The 21,965-nt window shown below is 61.7% G+C and carries 24 protein-coding genes; 14 read left to right on the forward strand and 10 right to left on the reverse strand.

From position 1 onward, the window contains the following. Positions 1-5 precede the first annotated feature (5 nt). A complete protein-coding gene (locus tag FHK92_RS02650) occupies positions 6-938 on the forward strand; it encodes a D-2-hydroxyacid dehydrogenase (protein ID WP_181286699.1) in 933 nt (310 codons plus the stop codon). A gap of 200 nt (positions 939-1,138) precedes the next feature. Here FHK92_RS02650 and FHK92_RS02655 read toward each other — a convergent pair whose 3' ends face one another. Next, the gene (locus FHK92_RS02655) at positions 1,139-1,732 is read right to left on the reverse strand and encodes a nitroreductase family protein (protein ID WP_181286700.1); all 594 of its coding nucleotides are present in this window, start codon (positions 1,730-1,732) and stop codon (positions 1,139-1,141) included. A gap of 159 nt (positions 1,733-1,891) precedes the next feature. Between FHK92_RS02655 and FHK92_RS02660 the strand changes: the two genes are divergently transcribed. Both FHK92_RS02660 and FHK92_RS02665 read left to right on the forward strand, forming a co-directional pair. Further along, positions 1,892-2,341: a YcgN family cysteine cluster protein gene (locus FHK92_RS02660; RefSeq protein WP_030141190.1), complete on the forward strand. Its 450-nt coding sequence runs from the start codon at positions 1,892-1,894 to the stop codon at positions 2,339-2,341. A 31-nt stretch (positions 2,342-2,372) separates the two neighbouring features. Further along, the gene (locus tag FHK92_RS02665; RefSeq protein ID WP_181286701.1) at positions 2,373-3,602 is read left to right on the forward strand and encodes a hypothetical protein; all 1,230 of its coding nucleotides are present in this window, start codon (positions 2,373-2,375) and stop codon (positions 3,600-3,602) included. Between the two features lie 214 nt (positions 3,603-3,816). Here the strand turns inward: FHK92_RS02665 and FHK92_RS02670 are convergent, their stop codons facing one another. From FHK92_RS02670 to FHK92_RS02685, 4 genes are all read right to left on the reverse strand, one after another. After that, positions 3,817-4,194: a YgaP family membrane protein gene (locus FHK92_RS02670; RefSeq protein ID WP_181286702.1), complete on the reverse strand. Its 378-nt coding sequence runs from the start codon at positions 4,192-4,194 to the stop codon at positions 3,817-3,819. Between the two features lie 77 nt (positions 4,195-4,271). Further along, entirely contained in the window at positions 4,272-4,742 is a 471-nt protein-coding gene (locus tag FHK92_RS02675; protein WP_030141187.1) for an RNA methyltransferase, read from the reverse strand. A gap of 258 nt (positions 4,743-5,000) precedes the next feature. Beyond that, positions 5,001-5,375, reverse strand: a complete 375-nt coding sequence (locus FHK92_RS02680; protein ID WP_003184246.1) for a YajD family HNH nuclease — start codon at positions 5,373-5,375, stop codon at positions 5,001-5,003. A 49-nt stretch (positions 5,376-5,424) separates the two neighbouring features. Beyond that, positions 5,425-6,111: a spermidine synthase gene (locus FHK92_RS02685; RefSeq protein ID WP_181286703.1), complete on the reverse strand. Its 687-nt coding sequence runs from the start codon at positions 6,109-6,111 to the stop codon at positions 5,425-5,427. 76 nt (positions 6,112-6,187) lie between these two features. Between FHK92_RS02685 and FHK92_RS02690 the strand changes: the two genes are divergently transcribed. Next, on the forward strand, positions 6,188-6,472 hold the full coding sequence (locus FHK92_RS02690; RefSeq protein WP_181286704.1) for a hypothetical protein: 285 nt from the start codon (positions 6,188-6,190) through the stop codon (positions 6,470-6,472). Positions 6,473-6,612: 140 nt separating this feature from the next. Here FHK92_RS02690 and FHK92_RS02695 read toward each other — a convergent pair whose 3' ends face one another. Then, positions 6,613-7,086, reverse strand: a complete 474-nt coding sequence (locus FHK92_RS02695) for a cyclic nucleotide-binding domain-containing protein (RefSeq protein WP_030141184.1) — start codon at positions 7,084-7,086, stop codon at positions 6,613-6,615. Between the two features lie 217 nt (positions 7,087-7,303). Next, the gene (locus FHK92_RS02700) at positions 7,304-9,358 is read right to left on the reverse strand and encodes a S9 family peptidase (protein WP_181286705.1); all 2,055 of its coding nucleotides are present in this window, start codon (positions 9,356-9,358) and stop codon (positions 7,304-7,306) included. Between the two features lie 158 nt (positions 9,359-9,516). Between FHK92_RS02700 and FHK92_RS02705 the strand changes: the two genes are divergently transcribed. From FHK92_RS02705 to FHK92_RS02735, 7 genes are all read left to right on the forward strand, one after another. Then, the gene (locus FHK92_RS02705; RefSeq protein WP_181286706.1) at positions 9,517-10,011 is read left to right on the forward strand and encodes an MFS transporter; all 495 of its coding nucleotides are present in this window, start codon (positions 9,517-9,519) and stop codon (positions 10,009-10,011) included. A 31-nt stretch (positions 10,012-10,042) separates the two neighbouring features. Next, entirely contained in the window at positions 10,043-10,819 is a 777-nt protein-coding gene (locus FHK92_RS02710) for a class II glutamine amidotransferase (protein WP_181286707.1), read from the forward strand. A gap of 12 nt (positions 10,820-10,831) precedes the next feature. Beyond that, on the forward strand, positions 10,832-11,374 hold the full coding sequence (locus tag FHK92_RS02715; protein WP_003184238.1) for a DUF2937 family protein: 543 nt from the start codon (positions 10,832-10,834) through the stop codon (positions 11,372-11,374). Positions 11,375-11,591: 217 nt separating this feature from the next. Then, the gene (locus tag FHK92_RS02720; protein WP_181286708.1) at positions 11,592-12,878 is read left to right on the forward strand and encodes an MFS transporter; all 1,287 of its coding nucleotides are present in this window, start codon (positions 11,592-11,594) and stop codon (positions 12,876-12,878) included. A gap of 63 nt (positions 12,879-12,941) precedes the next feature. Beyond that, positions 12,942-13,694 (forward strand): 5-oxoprolinase subunit PxpA, encoded by a 753-nt coding sequence (locus tag FHK92_RS02725; protein ID WP_181286709.1) that lies wholly within the window; start codon positions 12,942-12,944, stop codon positions 13,692-13,694. After that, on the forward strand, positions 13,691-14,395 hold the full coding sequence (gene pxpB, locus FHK92_RS02730; protein WP_181286710.1) for a 5-oxoprolinase subunit PxpB: 705 nt from the start codon (positions 13,691-13,693) through the stop codon (positions 14,393-14,395). Before FHK92_RS02725 ends, pxpB begins: the two co-directional genes overlap by 4 nt. After that, positions 14,392-15,312 (forward strand): 5-oxoprolinase subunit C family protein, encoded by a 921-nt coding sequence (locus tag FHK92_RS02735; protein WP_181286711.1) that lies wholly within the window; start codon positions 14,392-14,394, stop codon positions 15,310-15,312. The genes pxpB and FHK92_RS02735 overlap by 4 nt, the downstream gene beginning before the upstream one ends. A 104-nt stretch (positions 15,313-15,416) precedes the next feature. Here FHK92_RS02735 and FHK92_RS02740 read toward each other — a convergent pair whose 3' ends face one another. Continuing rightward, the gene (locus FHK92_RS02740) at positions 15,417-16,595 is read right to left on the reverse strand and encodes a vWA domain-containing protein (protein ID WP_003198888.1); all 1,179 of its coding nucleotides are present in this window, start codon (positions 16,593-16,595) and stop codon (positions 15,417-15,419) included. A gap of 34 nt (positions 16,596-16,629) precedes the next feature. Next, entirely contained in the window at positions 16,630-17,475 is an 846-nt protein-coding gene (locus tag FHK92_RS02745) for an AAA family ATPase (RefSeq protein ID WP_003184225.1), read from the reverse strand. Positions 17,476-17,874: 399 nt separating this feature from the next. On the opposite strand from FHK92_RS02745, the gene FHK92_RS02750 reads away from it, so the two are divergent. After that, positions 17,875-18,375, forward strand: a complete 501-nt coding sequence (locus FHK92_RS02750) for a DUF2442 domain-containing protein (RefSeq protein WP_181286712.1) — start codon at positions 17,875-17,877, stop codon at positions 18,373-18,375. Here the strand turns inward: FHK92_RS02750 and FHK92_RS02755 are convergent. Next, on the reverse strand, positions 18,372-19,448 hold the full coding sequence (locus FHK92_RS02755) for a DUF748 domain-containing protein (protein ID WP_181286713.1): 1,077 nt from the start codon (positions 19,446-19,448) through the stop codon (positions 18,372-18,374). The two genes, FHK92_RS02750 and FHK92_RS02755, sit on opposite strands and share 4 nt — an antisense overlap. Positions 19,449-19,574: 126 nt before the next feature. Here FHK92_RS02755 and cysK point away from each other — a divergent pair, with 126 nt between their 5' ends. Next, complete coding sequence (gene cysK, locus FHK92_RS02760; protein WP_030141173.1) at positions 19,575-20,549, forward strand: cysteine synthase A; 975 nt, start codon at positions 19,575-19,577, stop codon at positions 20,547-20,549. Positions 20,550-20,903: 354 nt separating this feature from the next. After that, positions 20,904-21,842: an aspartyl/asparaginyl beta-hydroxylase domain-containing protein gene (locus tag FHK92_RS02765; protein WP_181286714.1), complete on the forward strand. Its 939-nt coding sequence runs from the start codon at positions 20,904-20,906 to the stop codon at positions 21,840-21,842. Positions 21,843-21,965 lie beyond the last annotated feature (123 nt).

A 21,965-nucleotide genomic window follows, 5' to 3' on the forward strand; every position in this document is an offset into this window, starting at 1 on the left:
GATTCATGCGCGTTCTGATTGCCGAACACGACCACGCGGTCTATGCCCAGCTACTGCGTCAGGCTGCTCCCGACCTCGAAGTGCTGACCAGCGGCGATTCCGCCGAGCTGTCGCGGCTGGCGACTGATTGCCCGGTCTGGCTCGGCCAGCCTGACCTGTTGGCTACCCTGTTGCGTCAAGGTCATCGCCCCCGTTGGTTGCAATCGACCTGGGCGGGCATCACGCCGCTGTTGGCCGAAGGCCTGACGCGCGATTATCGCCTGACCCGCGCGGTCGGCATTTTCGGCCAGGTGATGGCCGAATATGTGCTCACCTACATGCTGGGGCATGAACGTGAAGTCCTGGCGCGGTTGGTCAGCCAGGTGGAGCGCAAATGGGACAACCGCCAGGGGCAAAGCCTGGCAGGGCGCAAGGTATTGATCGTCGGGACGGGCGATATCGGCCAGCGGGTGGCGCAGTTCCTGGTGCCGTTTGGCGTGCAGTTGTACGGCATCGCCAGCGAGGCCCGTGAGTTGGCGCCGTTTATCGAGGTTGGCGCGATGAAGGATTTGCCGCGCCTGGTGGGCGAAGCGGACTACGTGATCAACCTGCTGCCGAACACGCCCGATACCCATGACATCTACGACGCGGCGCTGTTCAAGCAGTTCAAGCCCAGCGGGTTGTTCATCAACGTCGGTCGTGGCGTGGCGGTTGTGGACGCGGATCTGGTGCAAGCCTTGAAGGAAGGACACCTGGCCGGTGCGGTGATCGACGTGTGTCGCCAGGAGCCGTTGCCGCAGCGTCATCCGTTCTGGACGGCCTGGGGCCTGCTGTTGACTGGCCACAGCTCGGCACCGACCTCGCCGCCGATGATGGTGCAGCTGTTCCTGGAAAACCTGCGCGCCTACCAGGCTGGGGAAGCGCTGCGCGGGGAAGTGGATTTCAGTCGGGGTTACTGAAGCCCAACTTTACTCAAAGTGTGCGAGCCACCGTGGCGAGGGAGCTTGCTCCCGCTGGGCTGCGAAGCGGCCCCAAAACCATTCAGCAAAATGCATCAGGCAACGGCTGAAAGTTTTTACGACTGCTGCGCAGCCGAGCGGGAGCAAGCTCCCTCGCCACGGGTTCGGTTTCACACTTGAGTAGACACCGTGGTTCTGCTTTAAAGAGTGAAATCACCCTCGGCCACCAACTCGCTCAACGGCCGGCGCGGACTTGGGACTTCGCGGGCCTGGAGGTAGTCGGCCAAGGTGGACTTATCCCCCAGCTTGCCGATCGCCACGGCGGCGTGCAGGGCGTAGCCGTCCGGGATCTTCAATTCCTTGCGGGTCAGCTCCTGGTCGAAGCCGGCCATGCCGTGGGTATGCCAGCCGCTGAGGCTCGCTTGCAACGCCAGGTGGCCCCAGGCTGCGCCTGTGTCGAAGGTGTGGCACTGGGCCGGGGTTTCTTCCGTGGCGCCGGGCACCGCGAAGGTGGTTTTCGAGGCGATGATCACCAGCGCCGAGGCGTGTTGGGCCCAGCCACGGTTGAATTCGTTGAGCAGGCCCAGGTAGCGCTCCCAGTTCGGCGTGTCGCGACGGGCATACAGAAAACGCCACGGCTGTGAGTTGTACGCCGAAGGGGCCCAGCGCGCGGCTTCGAAAAAGCTCAGCAGGGTTTCTTCGGCAATGGTCTCGCCCGTGAAGGCGCGCGGCGACCAGCGCTCGATGAATTGAGGATGGATGGTGTAATCGGCGATGCGGGAATTGGCGCTCATGGGCTCACCTGGGCTGGGTTCGGAAACGTGATCAAGCAACCTACGTCCCGGCGTCCGGCCTGACAAGCCCCTTCTACCGACAGTCGCCAATGCTTGGCCTCGGGAGGTCGCGGCACTAGACTGTCGGCCTTTTCACCACATGATGTTGATGCTTGAGCCATGGCCGCCAAAGTCGAACCGTTCTGGATACGCAAAACCCTCGATCAGCTCGATCCACAAGAGTGGGAATCGCTGTGCGACGGCTGCGGCCTGTGCTGCCTGCAAAAGCTTGAGGATGAAGACGACAACACCGTCTATTACACGCGTATCGCCTGCAAACTGCTGGACCTGAAAACCTGCCAGTGCACCGACTACGCCCATCGCCGCGACTTCGTTCCCGACTGCATTCAGCTCACGCCGGGCAAGGCCGATCAGTTCAAATGGCTGCCGCCGACCTGCGGTTATCGCCTGGTCAGCGAGGGCAAGGACCTGCCGCTGTGGCACCACCTGGTCTGCGGTGATCGCGACGCCGTGCACCACGAACGCATTTCCCAATCCGGGCGCATGCTGGCCGAAGGCAGCGTGGCCGAAGAAGACTGGGAAGACCACCTGATCTTTCGCGCGGGCTGAACACAAGGCATCGCATCACCAGGGAGCGCCCATGGCTGCAGGATTGAAATGGATGCTGGCGGCGGGGCTGCTGGCGGTGTGCGGGCCGCTGTGGGCAGCACAGAAAGTTGATCTGGATTACCACGTTCACCTGTTGCCGCAGAGCGACCAGGCTGAAGTGCGCCTGACCCTCGCGCGAGGCTCGGCAGTGCGTAGCCTGGATTTCGACCTGGGCGATGACGGTCGCTACAGCGGATTCAAGGCGGACGGCCAATGGCAGCTCACGCCTGGCAAGGCATCGCGGGGCGTTTGGCGTCCCGCCGCCGACAAGGCGAGCCTGACCTACCGCGTGCGCATCAGCGAATCGCGCAAGAACGGCTCTTTCGAAACCCGCATGACGCCGAGCTGGGCGCTGCTGCGCGGCGATGACCTGGTGCCACCGGCGAAGCTGGACCAGCAGGACGGCATCGAGTTGGTCTCTCGCCTGGAGTTCGAACTGCCCAACGGCTGGAAAAGCATCGAGACGCCTTGGCCGCGTATCGGCAAGCAACGCTTTCGCATCGATAACCCCTCGCGCTTGTTCGATCGCCCCACGGGCTGGATGCTCGCCGGCAAACTCGGCAGTCGCCGCACGCGCCTGGGCGAGACCGAAGTGACAGTGGCTTCGCCCTTGGGCCAGGGCATGCGGCGGATGGATGTGCTGACGCTGCTGACTTTTGTCTGGCCGCAGGTGCAGGCAGTGGTGCCGCGTCATCCGGCCAAACTGCTGATCGTCGGTGCCGGGGATCCGATGTGGCGTGGCGTCCAGGCGGGCCACGAATCGATCTACCTGCACAGCCGCCCGCCGTTGGTCAGCGAACGGGGCAGCAGTCCGTTGTTGCGGGAGTTGATGCAGATGCTGGTGCGCATCAACGATCAAGATCGCAGTGACTGGATCAGCGAAGGATTGAACGAGTACTACGCCATCGAACTGTTGCGCCGTGCCGGCGGCATGAGCGATGAGCGCTATGAAGCCCTGAATGTTCGTCTCGCCCGGGACAGCAAGGGCGTCACGACCTTGCGTGGCGAGCAGGTGAGCCCGGCGATGGTCGCCAAGGCCGTGCTGTTGCTGCAGGAACTGGACCGGGAGATTCGCCTGAAGACCCGCAACAAGCGCTCGCTCGATGACGTGCTGCAAGGGGCGATGCGCCTGGAGACGGTGGACACACCGGAGTTTGTGCAGCTCAGCGAGAGCATCCTGGGTGAGGGTTCTACCGTGTTGGATACCCGGTTACTTCAGTAATACCGCTATCGCGAGCAGGCCCCACAGTTTTACGCGCTGGCCTGGAGGCTTTTGTGGCGAGGGAGCTTGCTCCCGCTGGGGCGCGCAGCGGCCCAAAAAAGCGATGAGCGCTTCGCACTGGAGCGCCAGCCCGGTCAAGCGGGAGCAAGCTCCCTCGCCACGAGGCTGTGCAATTCCAAAATATCTGTGGAAGGGAAGTTGCTCTGGGGCAAATTCAGAGCCCAGCCTTAGGCGAACTCAACGAATCATTCCCCGTCACCGTAGCCGTGCCAGTCGCGGCTTCGGCATTGGCTTTCATGCGGCTCAGCTCATCGCCCGCCTGCTCGATGCGGGCGCGGGCGTCATGCAGATGTTGGCGATTTTTTTCCAGCAGGCTTTTCGCCGTGCAATGGCCGGTGATGCCGCGAGCCAGGGCCATGCCGCCGATCGCCAGTTGAGCCAGGCCGATCACACCGCCACGGCGCAAGCCCTTGCCCATCATCAGTACCCCACCGGCCAATGAACCGATGCGCTCCCAGCCGTGCACGTTTTGCGGGCTGCGGGATTGGAAAGGGGTGGTATCCACCGGCCCGAACGGATTGTTATCGCTCATGATCTGTCTCCAGTGTGGGGAATTGTATAAAGCTGACTGCCAGAGCGAATCCGTCGTTCCATGGAATTTCCCGCCGGTCAGCGGAATTGCGGACCCGAGCGCGTGTTGTTGCCTTTGGCCATGCGGTCGTAGAGCACGACGTTGACCGTGGCCGCCAGGTTCATGCAACCGTTGGTGGGGATATAGATCACGTCTTCGCACCAGTCGCGGATGTCCTTGTCCAGCGAACCGTCCTCGGGACCGAAGATATACAGCGCTCGGTCCGGATGGGTGTATTCGGGCAATGGACGGGCGCCTTCCACCAGCTCGACGGCCACCGGCACACAGCCCAGGGGCAGGATCTTCTTCAAATCGTCGATGCCGATCAGCGGAATGTCGTAGTGGACCTTCTTGGTGTCGGTGACGAAATCGGCGGCGCGTTCATAGCGCTTGCCGGTGTAGAACACCGACGCCACGCCGTAACAGCCGGCGGCGCGCATGACCGAACCGACGTTTTCCGGTGACTTGGGGTTGAACAGACCGATGCAGCTGTAGCGTTTGTTGGCCACGGACGGGGTGCCTTTGGGAAAAGGCGCGATTATACGGGGAATGGGGGAGGGAGGTCAGGTTCGAGATGTGTGGTGTCTGGTGGATTGCCATCGCGAGCAAGCTCGCTCCCACACTGGATTTGTGTCGCTCAAGGAATTCCTGTGGCGAGGGGATTTATCCCCGCTGGGTCGCGTAGCGGCCCCCCTGCGTTAGGTCAATGAGATATTGGGGCTGCTGCGCAGCCCAGCGGGGATAAATTCCCTCGCCACAAAGGCTCGTTACTCGTCTTTCTTCATCAACCCAGCCAACGCGGCGAACGGGTTGTGGGTCGCCTTGGCGATCTTCGGCGTGCTGAGGGAGCCGTCGCCAAAATATTGCTGGTCGGTGTAGCGCGAGTGCTCGTTGTCGTGGCAATACAAGCACAGCAGCTCCCAGTTGGAGCCGTCCTGGGGGTTGTTGTCGTGGTTGTGGTCGCGGTGGTGAACGGTCAGTTCGCTCAGGCGCTTGCCGGAAAACTCACGGGCGCAGCGGCCACAGACGTGGGGGTACATTTTCAGGGCTTTGTCGCGGTAGCCCATTTCCCGGTCGCGCTGGGCGTCGGCGAGGATGCGGTCCAGCTTGGCGGTGTTGGACGGTGGGGTGGACGAACTCATGGGTTCACCTTTGTAGAAAAGACTGAATGACGGTTGGACAGAGTTTAGCTCAGCCCTTGAGTTTCTCGGCAATCCAGATGGTGTGGCGGGTGCCTTTGTTGCCATGGGCGAACACTTGCACCTCTTCGGCCTTGAAACCTGCCTTCTTCAATTTGTCGGAAAACTGCCGGTCGGCGCTGGCCGACCAGACCGCCAGCACGCCCTTGGGCCGCAGGGCCTTGGCGCATGCGGCCAGGCCACCGGCTGAATACAGCCAGCTGTTGGCTTTTTGGGTCAGGCCTTCCGGGCCGTTGTCGACATCGAGCATGATCGCGTCGAACCCCTGGGGCTCGGCTTGCAGCACTTTGGCCACGTCTTCCATGCGGATCACCGTGCGCGGGTCCGAAAGCGGTCGCCCGGCCTTTTCACCCAAGGGCCCGCGATTCCACTCCACCACGCCCGGCACGAGCTCGGCCACCACCACTTCGGCGTTCTTGCCCAGATGCTTCAGGGCCGAGGCGAGGGTGAAGCCCATGCCGAGTCCGCCGATCAACACGCGCGAGCCAGGGCGACCGGCAACCTTGCGGCAGGGGATCTCGGCCAGCGCGTCTTCGGAACCGTGCATGCGGGTGTTCATCAACTGCCCGCCGTCGCCGCCCTGGATCTTGATCACGAAATCTTCGCCGTACTCGAACAGGCACAGGGCGCCGCCGTTGTCAGGGATAGGCGTGGTGTCGAGCAGAACAAAACGTTTCATGGAAATCTCATGGGGAAGGAGCAGACCGGCCCGTCAGGGGCTAGCCTGAAAGCAGACAATAGCCACGGAGCCATTGATGAAGTGCATCATTCTAACGGCCATTGCCCTGGCGGCGCTCTCGATAAGTTGCGCCCAAGCCCAGCAGCCGACCATTCCGGTCAGCCCGCCCAGCATTCCCGGGTCGCCGGGCACCGCCACGCCGATGCCGTATCCGCCGGTTACGCCCAGCGGCGTGCCCAAGGTGGCGCCAGGGAACGGCCCGCCCCTGTTGCCGCCTATCGAAATGCCCAGGCCGCCAAAGGATCAGCCGATACCGGGGCTGGAGCCCAAGCCGCCGAAGGTCAAGTCGCCGGGGGGGTAGATTGCGAATACGACGCCATTCCCTGTGGGAGCGAGCTTGCTCGCGATAGCGGTGTGTCAATCAACATTGATACCCACTGACCCGCCGCCTTCGCGAGCAAGCTCGCTCCCACAGGTTCTGTGTTTTAGCTAATAGAGGGGCTAGACCTGCTGCGACAGCAACTGCCCATCGGCCATTCGCAGTCGCTTGGACAGGGAGACGGCGAGGGCGCGGATGATCTTGGCGGCGATCTTGGGCGCGTCGTTGAGCATTTTTTCCAGGGAGTCCTTGCCCAGGTTCAGCAACTGGCAATCGGTGGCGGCGATGCAACTGGCCGAGCGCCGTTCGCCGTCGAGCACGGCCATTTCACCGAACGCCCGGCCGCTGCGCAGCGTGGCGATGGTCACTGGCTGGCCGTCGGGACCGGTTTTCTGCACGGCCACCTGGCCGGTGTGAAGGATGCACATGAAGCTGCCGGCATCACCTTCACGGAAAATCGCCTCGCCCTGGGCGATGGTGCTGATGCTGAAGTAACCCGAGGCGGCGGCAAAGTCGACGGGCAGCAATTGGTCGAACAGACCGCAGTCCATCAGCCAATCGCGGATTTCTTTGTTCAGTAAGGTCGGTTCTGACATGTCGTCACGGTCTTTTCTTATCGTTTTTGCGGTTATGGATCGCCATGAATGTATGGCGGAACCTGTGGGAGCGAGCTTGCTCGCGATGGCGTCAGCTCAACCAGCATCAATGTTGACCGACACACCGCTATCGCGAGCAAGCTCGCTCCCACAGGGGATTGTGTTGCATCCGGGGCCCAGCGCATGGAGCTAAGACCCGGCCATCGTCCAGAGTTCCTCAGGCCACTCCCAAAACCTTCAACACAAACGCATATTCGAGTGCTACGTCACGCAATCCCTGGTAGCGACCGCTCATGCCGCCATGGCCAGCGCCCAGTTCGGTCTTGAGCAGCAGCGGGTTGTCATCGGTCTTGGTGGCCCGCAGCTTCGCGACCCACTTGGCCGCTTCCCAATACTGCACGCGGCTGTCGTTGTAGCCGGCGATCACCAGCATGGCCGGGTACGCCTGGGCGCGGACGTTTTCGTACGGGGCGTAGGCCCTGATCCGATCATAGGCGTCCGGCTCCTCGGGATTACCCCATTCGTCGTATTCGGTCACGGTCAATGGCAGCTCGGGATCGAGCATGGTGTTGAGCACGTCGACAAACGGCACTTCCGCGATCGCGACCTTGAACAGTTCCGGGCGCTGGTTGAGCACCGCGCCGATCAACAGCCCGCCGGCACTGCCGCCGCTGATCGCCAACTGGTCGGCGGTGGTCAATCCCTTGGCGACCAGGTGTTCGGCGCAGGCAATGAAGTCGCTGAAGGTGTTGTGCTTGTGCTCCTGCTTGCCAGCGCGATACCAGGCTTCGCCCAATTCGCCGCCACCGCGCACATGGGCGATGGCGAACGCCACGCCGCGGTCCAGCAGGCTCAGCCGCGAATGGGAAAACCACGGGTCGAGGCTTTCGCCATAGGCGCCGTAGCCGTACAAGTACAGCGGCACGGGTTTGCCGAGGGATTCTCGCTTGACCACCAGGCTGATGGGCACCTGTGTGCCGTCCGGCGCGGTGGCCCAGAGTCGTTGGCTCACGTAGGCATCGGCATCGAACGGGCCCAGCACCGGGGTTTGCTTGAGCACGACCTGATTGCCGCTGGCCAGGTCCAGCTGGCGGATCTGCGCCGGGCGATTCAGCGCCTCGTAGCGCAGGCGGATGCGCTCACTGACGAACTCCAGGCTGTTCTGTACGTGCAGGCTGTAGGCCGCGTCTGGCAATTGCACCCGATATTTCGGCGAACCCTGTGGGTGAATTTCGATGATCGGCAGGCCACCTTCGCGCAGGCTCAAGGTCATGGCCGTGGCGTTCAGGCTCAGGCCGTCGATCATCACCGTGTCGCTGTGGGGGATCAGGTTCTGCCAGTCAGCCTCGATCGGCGCCGCACCTGTGTCGGCCGCCTGGTACAACGCGAAGTTGATACCGTCGCGGTTGCTGCGGATGAACCAGGTCCATTCACCGTCGAGCAGGCCATGATCGATGTCGTATTCATGGTCTTCTACCCGTGGCGCCACGCAGGTAAACGGCAGCTGCGGTTGCGTCGCGTCGAGCACCCAGACCTCACTGGTGGTCTTGCTGCCCAGGGACAGGATCAGCTGGCGTTCCGAGCTTGAACGGTAGCAGTGCAGGAAAAAACGCCCGTCCGGCTCGTGGAATACTTCTTCGGCGGCGGTGCCGTCCAGGCGATAGCGGAACAGCTTATGCGGGCGATGGGTCTCGTCCAGTTCGCCAAAGAACAGCGTCAGGCTGTCGTTGGCCCAAGTCATGCTGCCGTCGCAGTTCTCGAAGGACAGTTCGCTGACCTTGTCATTGGACAATTCCTTCACGAACAGTGTGTAGATCTCATCGCCCGTGGTGTCCAGGCTGTAGGCCAGGCGCTGGTGATCGGGGCTGATGCTGAACGCGCCCAGGGCAAAGAACCCACCACCGGCCAGGGCGTTAGGGTCCAGCAGCAGCTGTTCACGGCTTTCGTCGACGGTCAGGCTGTTGTCGGCCGGACGCGGGCAGCGGTAGTGGCGCGGATATTCGTCGCCGGCCGTGGTGCGGGTGTAATACAGGTACGGGCCCCACGGTGAAGGGAGCGACAGGTCGGTCTCGAGGATCCGTCCCTTGATTTCCTGGAACAGCGTTTCGCGCAGTTCGGCCTGGTCGGCGAGCACTGCTTCCTGATAGCTGTTCTCAGCCTTGAGGTATTCGAGCACGGCATCGGTGTCGCGCTCCTGCAGCCAGGCATACGGGTCGACGCCGGGGTCCTTGCGGGCAATCGGGGCATCGCAAATTTGGGCAGATAGGGGCATGGAAAAACTCTCGAGCGTGATACGAAAAGGGACAAGTGGCCTGCAGGGTCGGTTCGGTCGCCGAGCTGGAAATTTGACCGCATCAGTCTGCTGCAGAAGCCGGGGCAGCCTGGCGAGCGAAAAGCCGTTACTATAAGCGCCTCTTTGCCTGCCTTGCCATGGACACCATGACCGAGAACGACTATCTGATTGCCTGGGGCTTGTACGCCTTTGCCGCCCTGGGCTGCCTCCTGGTTTGGATGCGCATGACCCGCTTCATGTGGCGCTGGTTGCGCGAGCCGCTGCGGCTGCTGATGGCAGTGCTGCTGTTCAGCCCCACCATCGTGGACCCGGTGAAGGAAAAGTTTGCCCCGGCGCTGGCCATCGCCGCCCTGGACCTGTTGTTCAAGGTGGGAAACAACGTCTGGCGCGCGGCGTCCGATCTGCTCATGTACGGCATGATCGCGTTTGGCCTTTATCTGCTTTTCGTGCTGATCCGCTTCCCCATCGAGCGCGCTGCCAACGCTCGCAGGGAGCGGGCGGCCGCCGCGAAAGCCGCCGCTGCTGCGGAGCCTGATGACGAGCCGCCGTTCGGTGTGGCCGGTGACGACCGTTACGGTCGGCCACCCGTGCCGAGCAACCCCCAGCGTTCGCGAATCGAACCACGCCTGTAGTCGGGCTGCCCAATCAATCGAGGGTTCGAGCATGTGTGAGTTATTGGGCATGAGCGCCAATGTGCCGACCGACATCGTGTTCAGCTTCACCGGGCTGATGCAGCGCGGCGGCAAGACCGGGCCGCACCGTGACGGCTGGGGCATCGCCTTCTACGAAGGCCGTGGCCTGCGCCTGTTCCAGGACCCGGCCGCGAGCAGCGAGTCGGAAGTGGCGAACTTGGTGCAGCGCTATCCGATCAAGAGCGAAGTGGTCATCGGGCACATCCGTCAGGCCAACGTCGGCAAGGTCTGCCTGTCCAACACGCACCCGTTCGTGCGCGAGTTGTGGGGCCGCAACTGGTGTTTCGCCCACAACGGCCAGCTTGCCGATTTCCAGCCGGGCGCAAGCTTCTACCGCCCGGTGGGCGACACTGACAGCGAAGCGGCTTTCTGCGATCTGCTCAACCGCGTGCGCCAGGCCTTCCCCGAGCCGGTGGAAGTGGAACAGTTGCTGCCGTCGTTGATAGAGGCTTGCACCGAATACCGCAGCAAAGGCGTGTTCAACTGCCTGCTCAGCGATGGCGACTGGCTGTTCTGCTATTGCTCGACCAAACTGGCCCAGATCACCCGGCGCGCGCCGTTCGGCCCGGCGCGGCTCAAGGATGTCGACGTCATCGTGGATTTCCAGGCTGAAACCACCCCCAACGATGTGGTCACGGTGATCGCCACCGAACCCTTGACCGAAAACGAAACCTGGACCCGCTACGAACCGGGTCAATGGAGCCTGTGGCGACGCGGTGAATGCGTCAGCCATGGCCGCACCGAATAAGGACGTCACGTTATGTTGCTCAGTTATCTACGGCTGGTGTTGTTCGCGGTGGGCCTGCTGGTCGGGGTCCAGGTGCCGGGTTTCATCAATGATTACGCCAAGCGGGTCGAGGCGCACCTGATCGAGGCGCAAACCGGCCTGCAAGGTTTCCAGGGCACCGCCAATCAATTCTTCAAGGGTGACATGCAGGCCCTGGTGGCCCATTACCGCGCCAGCGAAGACCCGATCTTTCGCAGCGACGCCGACAGCCTGAACACCTTGCTCGTGCGCCAGCAGGCCCTGGACAAGCAGTTCCAGGCGATGCAAGGCCCTTGGTACATCCGCCTGCTGCAAGTGGCGCTGGCGGCCGACCCGGATATTCGCAAGGAAACCTGGAACGGCTACAGCTACCAGATCCTGCTGACCCCGGAAGCGATGATCTGGGGCATCAGCGGCGCGATGTTGCTATCGTTCGGCCTGGAATGCCTGTTCCGCCTGATCGACTGGGTGGTGCTGGGCGGCAAGCGGCTGCGCCAGAGCCGGCCGATCGAAGAGCGCGACCTGCGCGGGCTGTAGCGCCGCCGCGGGCTTTTTGTGGCGAGGGGATTAATCCCCTCGCCACAACGGTGTCCTCTCCGTTCTCTGGCTGTTCGCCCTCCCAATCAAATTTTTCTTATGACCCGGCCAAGGTTTTATTCGTTGGACGCGATCGGCTGTGCGCTCAAGAATCGGGGCAACGGTCTCCACGTCTGCGTCGTCGAGACTCACAACAATAAAACCGTGGAGAACCACCATGAGTGCACCCGACACGCTCGGCGTCCCCCAACCCCAGGCCCGTTCCGGTCCGTTCGATTGGTACCGCAACATCAACCAACAGGAACGCCGCACCTTCTGGAGCTGCAAGATCGGCTACGCCCTGGACGGCATGGACACGCAAATGCTCAGCTTCGTGGTGCCGACCCTGATTGCGATGTGGGGTATCACCACCGGACAGGCCGGGTTGATCCACACCAGCACCCTGATTGCCTCGGCCTTGGGCGGCTGGGTCGCCGGTATTCTCTCGGATCGCATCGGTCGGGTGCGCACCCTGCAACTGACGGTGCTGTGGTTCGCGTTCTTCACCTTCCTGTGCGGCTTTGCCCAGAGCTACGAACAACTGCTGATCGCCCGCACCTTGATGGGCTTCGGTTTCGGCGGCGAATGGACCGCTGGCGCGGTGTTGATGGGCGAGGTGATCCGTGCCAAGGATCGCGGCAAGGCGGTAGGCATGGTGCAATCGGGCTGGGCGCTGGGCTGGGGCATGACGGCGATCCTGTATGCGCTGCTGTTCTCGGTGTTGCCACCGGAAGACGCCTGGCGCGCCTTGTTCATCCTCGGCATCGTGCCTGCCGTGTTCGTGATTTTCGTTCGCCGCCTGGTCAAGGATCCGGAAGTCTATAACCAGACCAAGGCGCGGCTGACGCCAGAAAATCCGGCGAAGTTCTACGAGATCTTCGCCCCCGGCATTCTCTTCACCACTATTCGCGCTTCGCTGCTGACCACCGGTGCCCTCGGTGGCTACTACGCCATCACGTCCTGGTTGCCGACCTTCCTCAAGAACGAGCGTGGCCTGAGCGTCCTGAGTACCGGTGGCTACCTGGCGATGGTTATCGTCGGTTCGTACGTGGGTTACGTGATCAGCGCGTACTTGAGCGACATCCTCGGTCGCAAGAAAAACTTCGTCCTGTTTGCCGTGGGCTCGTTCACCATCGTATTGCTGTATACCCAGGTGCCGGTGAGCAACAACGTGATGCTCTGGCTGGGCTTTCCCCTGGGTTTCTTCGCGTCGGGGATGTTCAGCGGCATGGGCTCGTTCCTCACCGAATTGTTTCCGACCCGCATCCGGGGTTCGGGCCAGGGGTTCTGCTACAACATTGGCCGGGCGGTGGCGGCGTTGTTCCCGCTGTTGATCGGTATCCTGAGCCAGAAGGTGCCGTTGAGTGTCGGCATCGGTGCGTTCGCGGCGGTGTCCTACGGCGTGGTGATCCTGGCGGCCCTGAGCCTGCCGGAAACCCAAGGCAAGCAGTTGGAAGCCGAGTAACTGATAACCTGTGGGATGCAAATCCCACGGTCATAGAAGAAAGAACCTACAGGAGCGTTCACCGTGAACCGCCTGCTATTGAACTGCGACATCGGCGAAAGCTTCGGCAATTGGACCATGGGTCTGGACGCCGAGGTGATGCCCTTCATCGACTGCGCCAACATCGCCTGCGGCTTTCATGCCGGCGACCCGAGCATCATGCGCAAGACCGTCAGCCTGGCCCTGAGCCACGGCGTGCGGATCGGCGCGCACCCGGCCTATCAGGACCTGGCGGGTTTCGGCCGGCGTTCCATGGCCTATGGCGCCCAGGAACTGCAGGATCTGCTGCACTACCAGATCGGCGCCCTCGACGGCATCTGCCGCGCCCAGGGTGGACGCGTCAGCTACGTCAAGCCTCATGGCGCGATGTACAACGACATGATGGCCAACCCTGCGCAGCTGCGCGCCGTGATCCAGGCCGTCGCCGCTTATGACCGAGAGTTGCCGTTGATGCTCATGGCGACCCGTGACAACAGCGCCGCCCAGGCCTTGGGCGATGAGTACGGCGTGACCCTGTGGTTCGAAGCCTTCGCCGACCGGGCCTACGACAACGCCGGTCGCCTGGTCTCGCGGCAATCGCCAGGCGCGGTGCATCACGATCCCGAAGTCATCATCGGGCAGGCCTTGACGATCGCTCGTGGCGATGCGCTGACCGCCAACGACGGCAGCGCTTTGCACCTGAAGGCCAACACTTTGTGCGTGCACGGCGACAACGCCAGTTCGGTGGCCGCCGTGCAACGCATCCGCGAAGCCTTGGACCGGCAGAGTACGCCATGAAACCACGGGTGGAAGTGGTGGCGGTGGATTGCCTGATGGTGCGCCTGTTCGATGAAATCGCCGAGGCCAATATGCCGTGGATGCTCGCCGCCAGCGAGCGTCTACGTCAGGTTTTCGCCGACGATCTGATCGACCTCGTGCCGTCCTATACGACCTTGATGGTGCATTACGATTTGCTTGCCCTGACGCCGGCCCAGGCCCGCGATCTGGTCGGGGAAGCGCTGAACAATCTTTCCCCGGATGCCCGCTCTGCTGGGCAATGCCATGTGCTGCCGGTGTGGTACGACCCCAGCGTCGGACCCGAGTTGGGTTTGCTGGCGAGTCGCAGCGGGCTGACGGTGGAGCAGGTGATCCGCCGCCACAGCGAGCGCGAATACCAGGTGTTTGCCCTGGGCTTTGCGCCAGGTTTTGCGTTCATGGGATTGGTGGACGAAGTGCTGGCCGCACCGCGCCTCGACACCCCGCGCAAGCGTGTAGCGGCAGGCAGCGTCGGCATTGCCGAACGCCAGACAGCGGCGTATCCGGTGGTCTCACCGGGCGGCTGGAATCTGATTGGGCGAACCCCGGCCAAATTGTTCGACCGCGAGCGCGACGGCTACAGCTTGATGCAGCCCGGTGACACGGTGCGTTTTGCCGCCGTCGATCACGCCGAATTCATCGCCCTGGGCGGTGACGACACACCGTTGGAGGCGCAGGCATGAGCCGTCTATTGATCGAGGCCAGCACCCCGCTGTGCCTGTTGCAGGACGCCGGCCGGTTCGGCGTGAGGCATCTGGGCGTGACCCAGGGCGGCGCGGCGGACTGGCTGTCGATGAGCTGGGCCAATTGGATGCTCGGCAACGCACTGGACGCGGCGGTGGTGGAGATCACCCTTGGCGGCTTCACGGTAGTGGCCGAAGACGATTGCGTGCTGGCGCTGGCCGGGGCGGACCTCGGCGCGCGTATCGATGGCCAGGGCGTGGCGTCGTGGCGCTTCTTCAGTTTGCGCAAAGGCCAAGTGCTGGCGCTCACCCAGCCCGTGCTTGGCGCCCGGGCCTACCTGGCGGCGCCCGGCGGGTTCGACGCGCCGCATGTCCTGGGCAGCCGCTCGACCGTCGTGCGCGAAGAGCTCGGTGGCCTGGATGGGCGAGGGCGGGCGCTGAGTCGCGGTGAGCGCTTGAGCTATTCAGGCCCGGCGACGCCGCGGCCCATGCCGTACACGCGGATTCCGGATTTCCAGCAGGTGCAGCCGCTGGACCTGATTCTCGGCGCGCAGAACGGCGCGTTCAGTGGGCGCAGTCTGTTTGATGTGTTCAATACCGAGTGGACACTGGACAGTCGCGCCGACCGCATGGGCATGCGGCTGCTGGGCACTGCGCTGGAATACCAGGGGCCGGCGATGATTTCCGAAGGTATTCCACTGGGTGCCGTTCAGGTGCCGCCGGACGGCCAGCCGATCGTGCTGCTCAACGATCGGCAAACCATCGGTGGTTATCCACGCCTGGGCGCGTTGACCCCGCTGTCCCTGGCCCGGCTGGCGCAATGCCTGCCGGGAACACCGGTGCGGTTGCGGCCGGTGGTGCAGGAGGTTGCGCATCGGCAGCAGGTTGAATGCCTGCAGGTGTTTTTGAAAGGCTAGAAGCATCGCGAGCAAGCTCGCTCCCACAAGAGATCTCATGTGTGACGAAGATCTCTGTGGGAGCGAGCTTGCTCGCGATGAGGCCCTAAAGGGCACCCGAAATCCTACTTGGAAAGAAACCGCATCCCTTCCTCCAACCCCCGCAGCGTCAGCGGATACATCCGGTCCTCCACCAACTCGCGCACGATGTTGGTCGAGGCGGTATACCCCCAGGTGTCCTTGGGGTACGGGTTGATCCATATGAGCTTCTTGTATTTCTCCATGAAGCGCTGCATCCACACATAACCAGCTTCTTCGTTCCAGTGTTCAACGCTGCCGCCGGCCTGGGTGATTTCATAGGGCGCCATGGCGGCGTCGCCGATAAAAATCACTTTGTAGTCGGCGCCGTACTTGTGCAGCAAGTCCTGGGTCGACGTGCGCTCCGACGTGCGGCGCAGGTTGTTCTTCCACACCGATTCGTAGACGAAGTTGTGGAAGTAGAAATACTCCAAGTGCTTGAACTCGGTCTTGCAGGCCGAGAACAGTTCTTCGCAGATTTTCACGTGGGCATCCATCGAGCCCCCGATGTCGAACAGCAGCAGGAGCTTGACGGTGTTGCGTCGCTCGGGACGCATCTGAATGTTGAGCAGGCCGGCATCCCGCGCGGTGTGGTCGATGGTGCCGTCGATGTCCAACTCTTCGGCCGCGCCCTGGCGGGCGAACTTGCGCAGTCGGCGCAGGGCGATCTTGATGTTGCGGGTGCCCAATTCCACTTGGTCGTCGAGGTTCTTGTATTCGCGCTGGTCCCAGACCTTGACGGCCTTGCCCTGGCGCTTGCCGGCGTCGCCGACGCGGATGCCCTCCGGGTTGAAGCCGCCGGAACCGAATGGGCTGGTTCCGCCGGTGCCGATCCATTTGTTGCCGCCGGCATGGCGTTCCTTCTGTTCTTCCAGGCGCTTCTTGAATTCTTCGATCAGCTTGTCCAGGCCGCCCAGGGATTGGATCTGCGCCCGTTCCTCGTCGGTCAGCGAACGCTCGAATTCCTTGCGCAACCAGTCTTCGGGGATCAGCGCCTGGAGGTGATCGTCGAGTTTTTCCAGGCCGTTGAAGTACGCGGCAAACGCCCGGTCGAACTTGTCGAAATGCCGTTCGTCCTTCACCAGGATTGCCCGGGACAGGTAATAGAATTCGTCCATGTCGGCGAAGATCACCCGCTGTTTCAGCGCGTTGATCAGGTCCAGCAATTCACGCACCGACACGGGCACCTTGGCGGCGCGCATCTCATTGAACAGGTTAAGCAGCATGGCAATCGCCCTCGCTCTTGTTAAACGAAGAGGATCAGCGGGTGCCGCGACGGCTCATGAACGCCAGGCGCTCGAGCAGTTGCACGTCCTGTTCGTTCTTGACCAGGGCGCCGGCCAGCGGCGGAATCGCCTTGGTCGGATCACGCTCGCGCAGCACCGCTTCGCCGATGTTGTCGGCCATCAGCAGCTTGAGCCAGTCCACCAGTTCGGAGGTGGAAGGTTTTTTCTTCAGGCCCGGCACCTTGCGCACGTCGAAGAACACGTCCAGCGCTTCGCTGACCAGGTCCTTCTTGATGTCCGGGTAATGCACATCGACGATTTTCTGCAGGGTGACGCGGTCGGGAAAGGCGATGTAGTGGAAGAAGCAGCGGCGCAGGAAGGCGTCCGGCAGTTCCTTTTCGTTGTTGGAAGTAATGATGATGATCGGGCGCTGCTTGGCCTTGATGGTTTCGTCGGTCTCGTAGACATAGAATTCCATCTTGTCGAGTTCTTGCAGCAGGTCGTTGGGGAATTCGATGTCGGCCTTGTCGATCTCGTCGATCAGCAGGATTACCCGCTCCTCGGACTCGAACGCTTCCCAGAGCTTGCCCTTCTTCAGGTAATTGCGCACGTCGTGGACCTTGTCCACGCCCAGCTGCGAATCCCGTAGGCGGCTGACCGCGTCGTACTCGTACAAGCCCTGGTGGGCCTTGGTGGTGGACTTGATGTGCCAAGTGATCAAGCGCGCGCCGAAGGACTCCGCCAATTGTTCGGCGAGCATGGTCTTGCCGGTGCCCGGCTCGCCCTTGACCAGCAACGGTCGCTCCAGGGTGATGGCGGCGTTGACGGCCAGTTTCAGGTCATCGGTAGCCACGTAGGCGCTGGTGCCTTCGAACTTCATCTGCAATTCCTCGAACGGTGTCGCCGGCCTGGACGAGGCAGGGCGTGCGAAATAAATGTCGTGCCCGACTATAACGCGAGGCCCCGCCGACTGTGAACGCAGACGCTGTATTCAGTCTCTGAATGGGTCGTCACATGTTGACTCAGTCTCGGCGGCTTGCCAGTATTGCATATCGCCAAATTGGCGATACATTGAAGCCGAAGTGTTTTAAGGCGAAGAGCTTCTGTGGCGAGGGAGCTTGCTCCCGCTCGAGTGCGCAGCGCTCGCAACTTTATGGGGCCGCTTCGCAGCCCAGCGGGAGCAAGCTCCCTCGCCACAAATGCGCAACGCGAAAGTCATGTTTTAGTCGCTGGACTGGGTAAGGTCCCATCAGGCGCAATTGCTGGAGGACTGGCAACGATGCTACCCATGAAAAGGCCCCGGCTATTGGCCGTACAGCCTTCATTACCGTTCAGTCTCGAGTTGACGTTTATCGACGGCCAGCGATTGACGCTGGACTTGAGCGCTGATGTGCAACGTTACCCCGGCCTGAGGCCCTTGCTGGATAAGGACGCGTTTTCCGGTGTAACCCTGGGTGATGATGGCTGGAGCGTCGAATGGCCCGATCTGGATATTCAGATCGGCGCTGATACCTTGTATTTCGATGCGCTGGCGCAGAATGCCGTGGATGAAAACACTCGCATTTTCATCGACTGGCGTGCCCGTACCGGTTTGCCACTGAACAAGGCGGCCGAAGCGCTGGGCGTGAGTGCCCGTAGCATCAGTCGCTACAGCAGCGGTCGTGAGGCCGTACCGCGCTCGCTCGCTCTGGCATGCCTGGGCTGGGACTCGCTGCAAAGCGGAGCGGGCCGAGCAGTGGCAGAGCAAAAAGGTCGCTATCGCGTAACGCCCAAGACTTAATCCTTCGAAGGCGGCGGTTGCTCGTAGCGGGCATTGAAGGCCTGGACGAAACCATTGCGCAGAATCTGCAGGAAGGCTTCGAAGGCGCTGATGTCCTGCTGATGCACGTTGCCACTGAGCTCGACCCGGGTAGCGAACTGGTTCTTGCGCTGGTTTTTCAAGGCTGTTTCGCTTGTGCCGACCAAGGCTTCCCAGACCGAGCGGAAGATATTCTTGTTTTGGTTCTCCACGTCTTGCTGCCAGTCGAATACGTCCACATCACGCAGCAGTGGCTTGATATAACCGCTGAGCCGGGCGTTGTCGGCTTCGGCCTCTATCACCAGGTCGCCGTGGCCGGCGTTGAAGTCGAATTTTCCATAGGCCGCGGCGAAATCGTTCAGGCGCTTGAGCTCGATGTTGGTGGCACGCAAGCGGAAGTCGAAGTCCTCGAAATTACTCAAGGGGTCGAAAGTGGCCTGGACTTCCAGCGGCGCGTGTTCGGCCACCAGGGCCTTGCCCTCGAAACGGGCGTCGCGCTTGCCTTCGGTGTCCACGACGTTGGTCAGGTTATAAAAACTGGCGTTGACATTCGTGGCCCGCAGGTTCACTGGCGGCTTGGAGTCGAAGTTGCGAAAGGTCAGCTTGCCGTCGTTGATACGCACCTCGTTGAGCGTGATGGGCATCAGCTTGCTCAGTTGTTCACGCCAGTTGGTGCCCCGGCCTGTCTGGGAGTTCTCGCGGTTGGCCCCGCCGTCGACGAAGTTGACTTCCGGGTGGGCGAACTCCACTTCGGCGACAACCGCATGGTCATACCACAGCGAGTGCCAGCTTACGGACAGGTCGACCAACGGAGCGTCGACGAACGGCACCGGCACCTTGCCGTCGACCTTGGTGATCTTGAGACCGTTGATCCGATAGGCACCGCGCCAGAGCGCCAGATCGACGTCCGTGACTTGGCCATGGTAATCGCCCATGTGGGCCAGTTTATCGTTCAGGTAATTGCGCACCAGATAAGGCAAGGCAAAATGCAGGGCCACCAGCAACGCAACGATGGCGACGAATGTCCACAGTGGCCAGCTGTATCGACGCTTCATAAGAGTAGTCTCCGTTGTTAATGCCATTGACTGTCGTAACAACGGGAACGTTCGGTGCAACTGGACGGCCTTCGGCAACAGGCTTACCTTTGAACGCTAAATTTTCTCTGCATTAAGGACCCGGCCATGAGTCGTATCTACGCTGACAACGCCCATTCCATTGGCAATACGCCATTGGTGCAGATCAATCGCATCGCTCCACGCGGCGTGACCATCCTGGCGAAGATCGAAGGGCGTAACCCGGGTTACTCGGTGAAATGCCGGATCGGCGCGAACATGATCTGGGACGCGGAAAGCTCCGGCAAACTCAAGCCTGGCATGACCATTGTCGAGCCGACTTCAGGCAATACCGGTATCGGCCTGGCGTTCGTGGCTGCCGCCCGTGGCTACAAGCTGACGCTGACCATGCCCGCCTCGATGAGCATCGAGCGGCGCAAAGTGCTCAAGGCCCTGGGCGCGGAGCTGGTGCTCACCGAGCCCGCCAAGGGCATGAAAGGTGCCATCGAAAAAGCCGCCGAGATCATGGCCAGCGACCCGTCGAAGTATTTCATGCCGCAGCAGTTCGATAACCCGGCAAACCCGGCGATCCACGAGAAAACCACCGGCCCGGAAATCTGGAACGACACCGATGGCGCTGTAGATGTGCTGGTCGCTGGCGTAGGCACCGGCGGAACCATTACCGGGGTTTCGCGGTATATCAAGAACACCTGTGGCAAGCCGATCCTGTCGGTGGCGGTAGAGCCCGAGGCTTCGCCGGTGATCACCCAGGCGCTGGCGGGACAGGAGATCAAGCCCAGCCCCCACAAGATCCAGGGGATCGGCGCTGGTTTCGTGCCGAAGAACCTCGATCTGTCGATCGTGGACCAGGTCGAGCGGGTCACGGATGACGAATCCAAGGCCATGGCCCTGCGCTTGATGCAGGAAGAAGGCATCCTTTGCGGCATTTCCTGCGGCGCGGCCATGGTCGTGGCGGCGCGCCTGGCGGAGAAGCCGGAAATGCAGGGCAAGACCATCGTCGTGATCCTGCCGGACTCGGGTGAACGCTACCTGTCGAGCATGCTGTTCAGTGATTTGTTTACCGAGCAGGAGATTCAGCAGTAATACGGACGACATGGGGCGCTTTTTGTGGCGAGGGAGCTTGCTCCCGCTGGCGTGCGAAGCGCGCCCCTGGGATTTGGCGATTCAGGTAAGTCCAAGGCGCCTGCTGCGCAGTCGAGCGGGAGCAAGCTCCCTCGCCACAAAAGCCCTTCGCCATCCAGAAGGCAAGTTGACTGAGTGCTCCGTGCATCAGCCAAGGTTCAGGCGACGCATGTTAACAAGGGCTTTGTTGCGTAATCCTCAACAGTGAATGTTGCGCCCTGCGGTGTTTTATCGGGATAAGGACGTTTAACATTGCCGGCCGCCGCGTCGGGCTAATGACGTTGCGCAAGTGGTTCCAGACAAGGAGTTGAAAGAATGACCGTTTCGTTCGCCCTCAAGGCCTCGGTGTTGCTGTTGTTCCTGTGCAGCACACTTTATGTGCACTTGCGTGGCAAGGCGCGTTTGCCGGTGCTGCGCCAGTTCGTCAACCATTCGGCATTGTTCGCTCCCTATAACGCCCTGATGTACCTGTTTTCCGGCGTGCCTTCCAAGCCTTACCTCGATCGCAGCAAGTTCCCCGAGCTGGATGTGCTCAAGGAGAACTGGCAGGTGATCCGCGACGAAGCGATGCACCTGTTCGACGAGGGCTACATTCGCGCCGCCGAGAAGAACAACGATGCTGGCTTTGGCTCGTTCTTCAAGAAAGGCTGGAAGCGCTTTTACCTCAAGTGGTACGACAAACCGCTGCCGTCAGCCGAGTTGCTGTGCCCCAGGACCGTCGAGCTGGTCAGCCAGATTCCCAACGTGCGAGGCGCGATGTTTGCCTTGTTGCCGGGGGGCAGCCACCTGAACCCCCATCGCGATCCATTCGCCGGGTCACTGCGTTATCACCTGGGGCTGTCCACGCCCAATTCCGATGATTGCCGGATCTTTGTCGACGGGCAGATTTACGCCTGGCGCGATGGTGAAGACGTCATGTTCGATGAAACCTATGTGCACTGGGTCAAGAACGAGACGCCACATACTCGAGTAATTCTGTTTTGCGATGTCGAGCGGCCGTTGAGCAACCGGTTCATGACCCGACTCAACCGCGCCATCAGCGCCTTTCTCGGGCGCGCCACTGCGCCGCAAAACCTCGACGACGAACGCGTCGGTGGTATTAACCAGGCTTATGCGTGGAGCAAGTCGTTCAGCGACGGCATAAGCGGCAAGGTCAAGCAATTCAAACGCAAGCATCCCAAGGCCTATCGGGTCATGCGTCCGGTGCTGGCTGTCGCTGTGTTGACGGCGCTGGGCTACTGGTTGTTTGTTTAAATATTGCGTTACACATCGAGCACTGGTTATAGTCGGCGCTCGGTTTTCGGACCCATCCTCCAAGAGATCGGCTCATGCCTGCATTCCCTTTCACCGCGGTTGTGGTTCCAGCGTTCAACGCTG

This window comes from Pseudomonas brassicacearum subsp. neoaurantiaca (assembly GCF_013608025.1).
In the GTDB taxonomy this organism is placed as follows: domain Bacteria; phylum Pseudomonadota; class Gammaproteobacteria; order Pseudomonadales; family Pseudomonadaceae; genus Aquipseudomonas.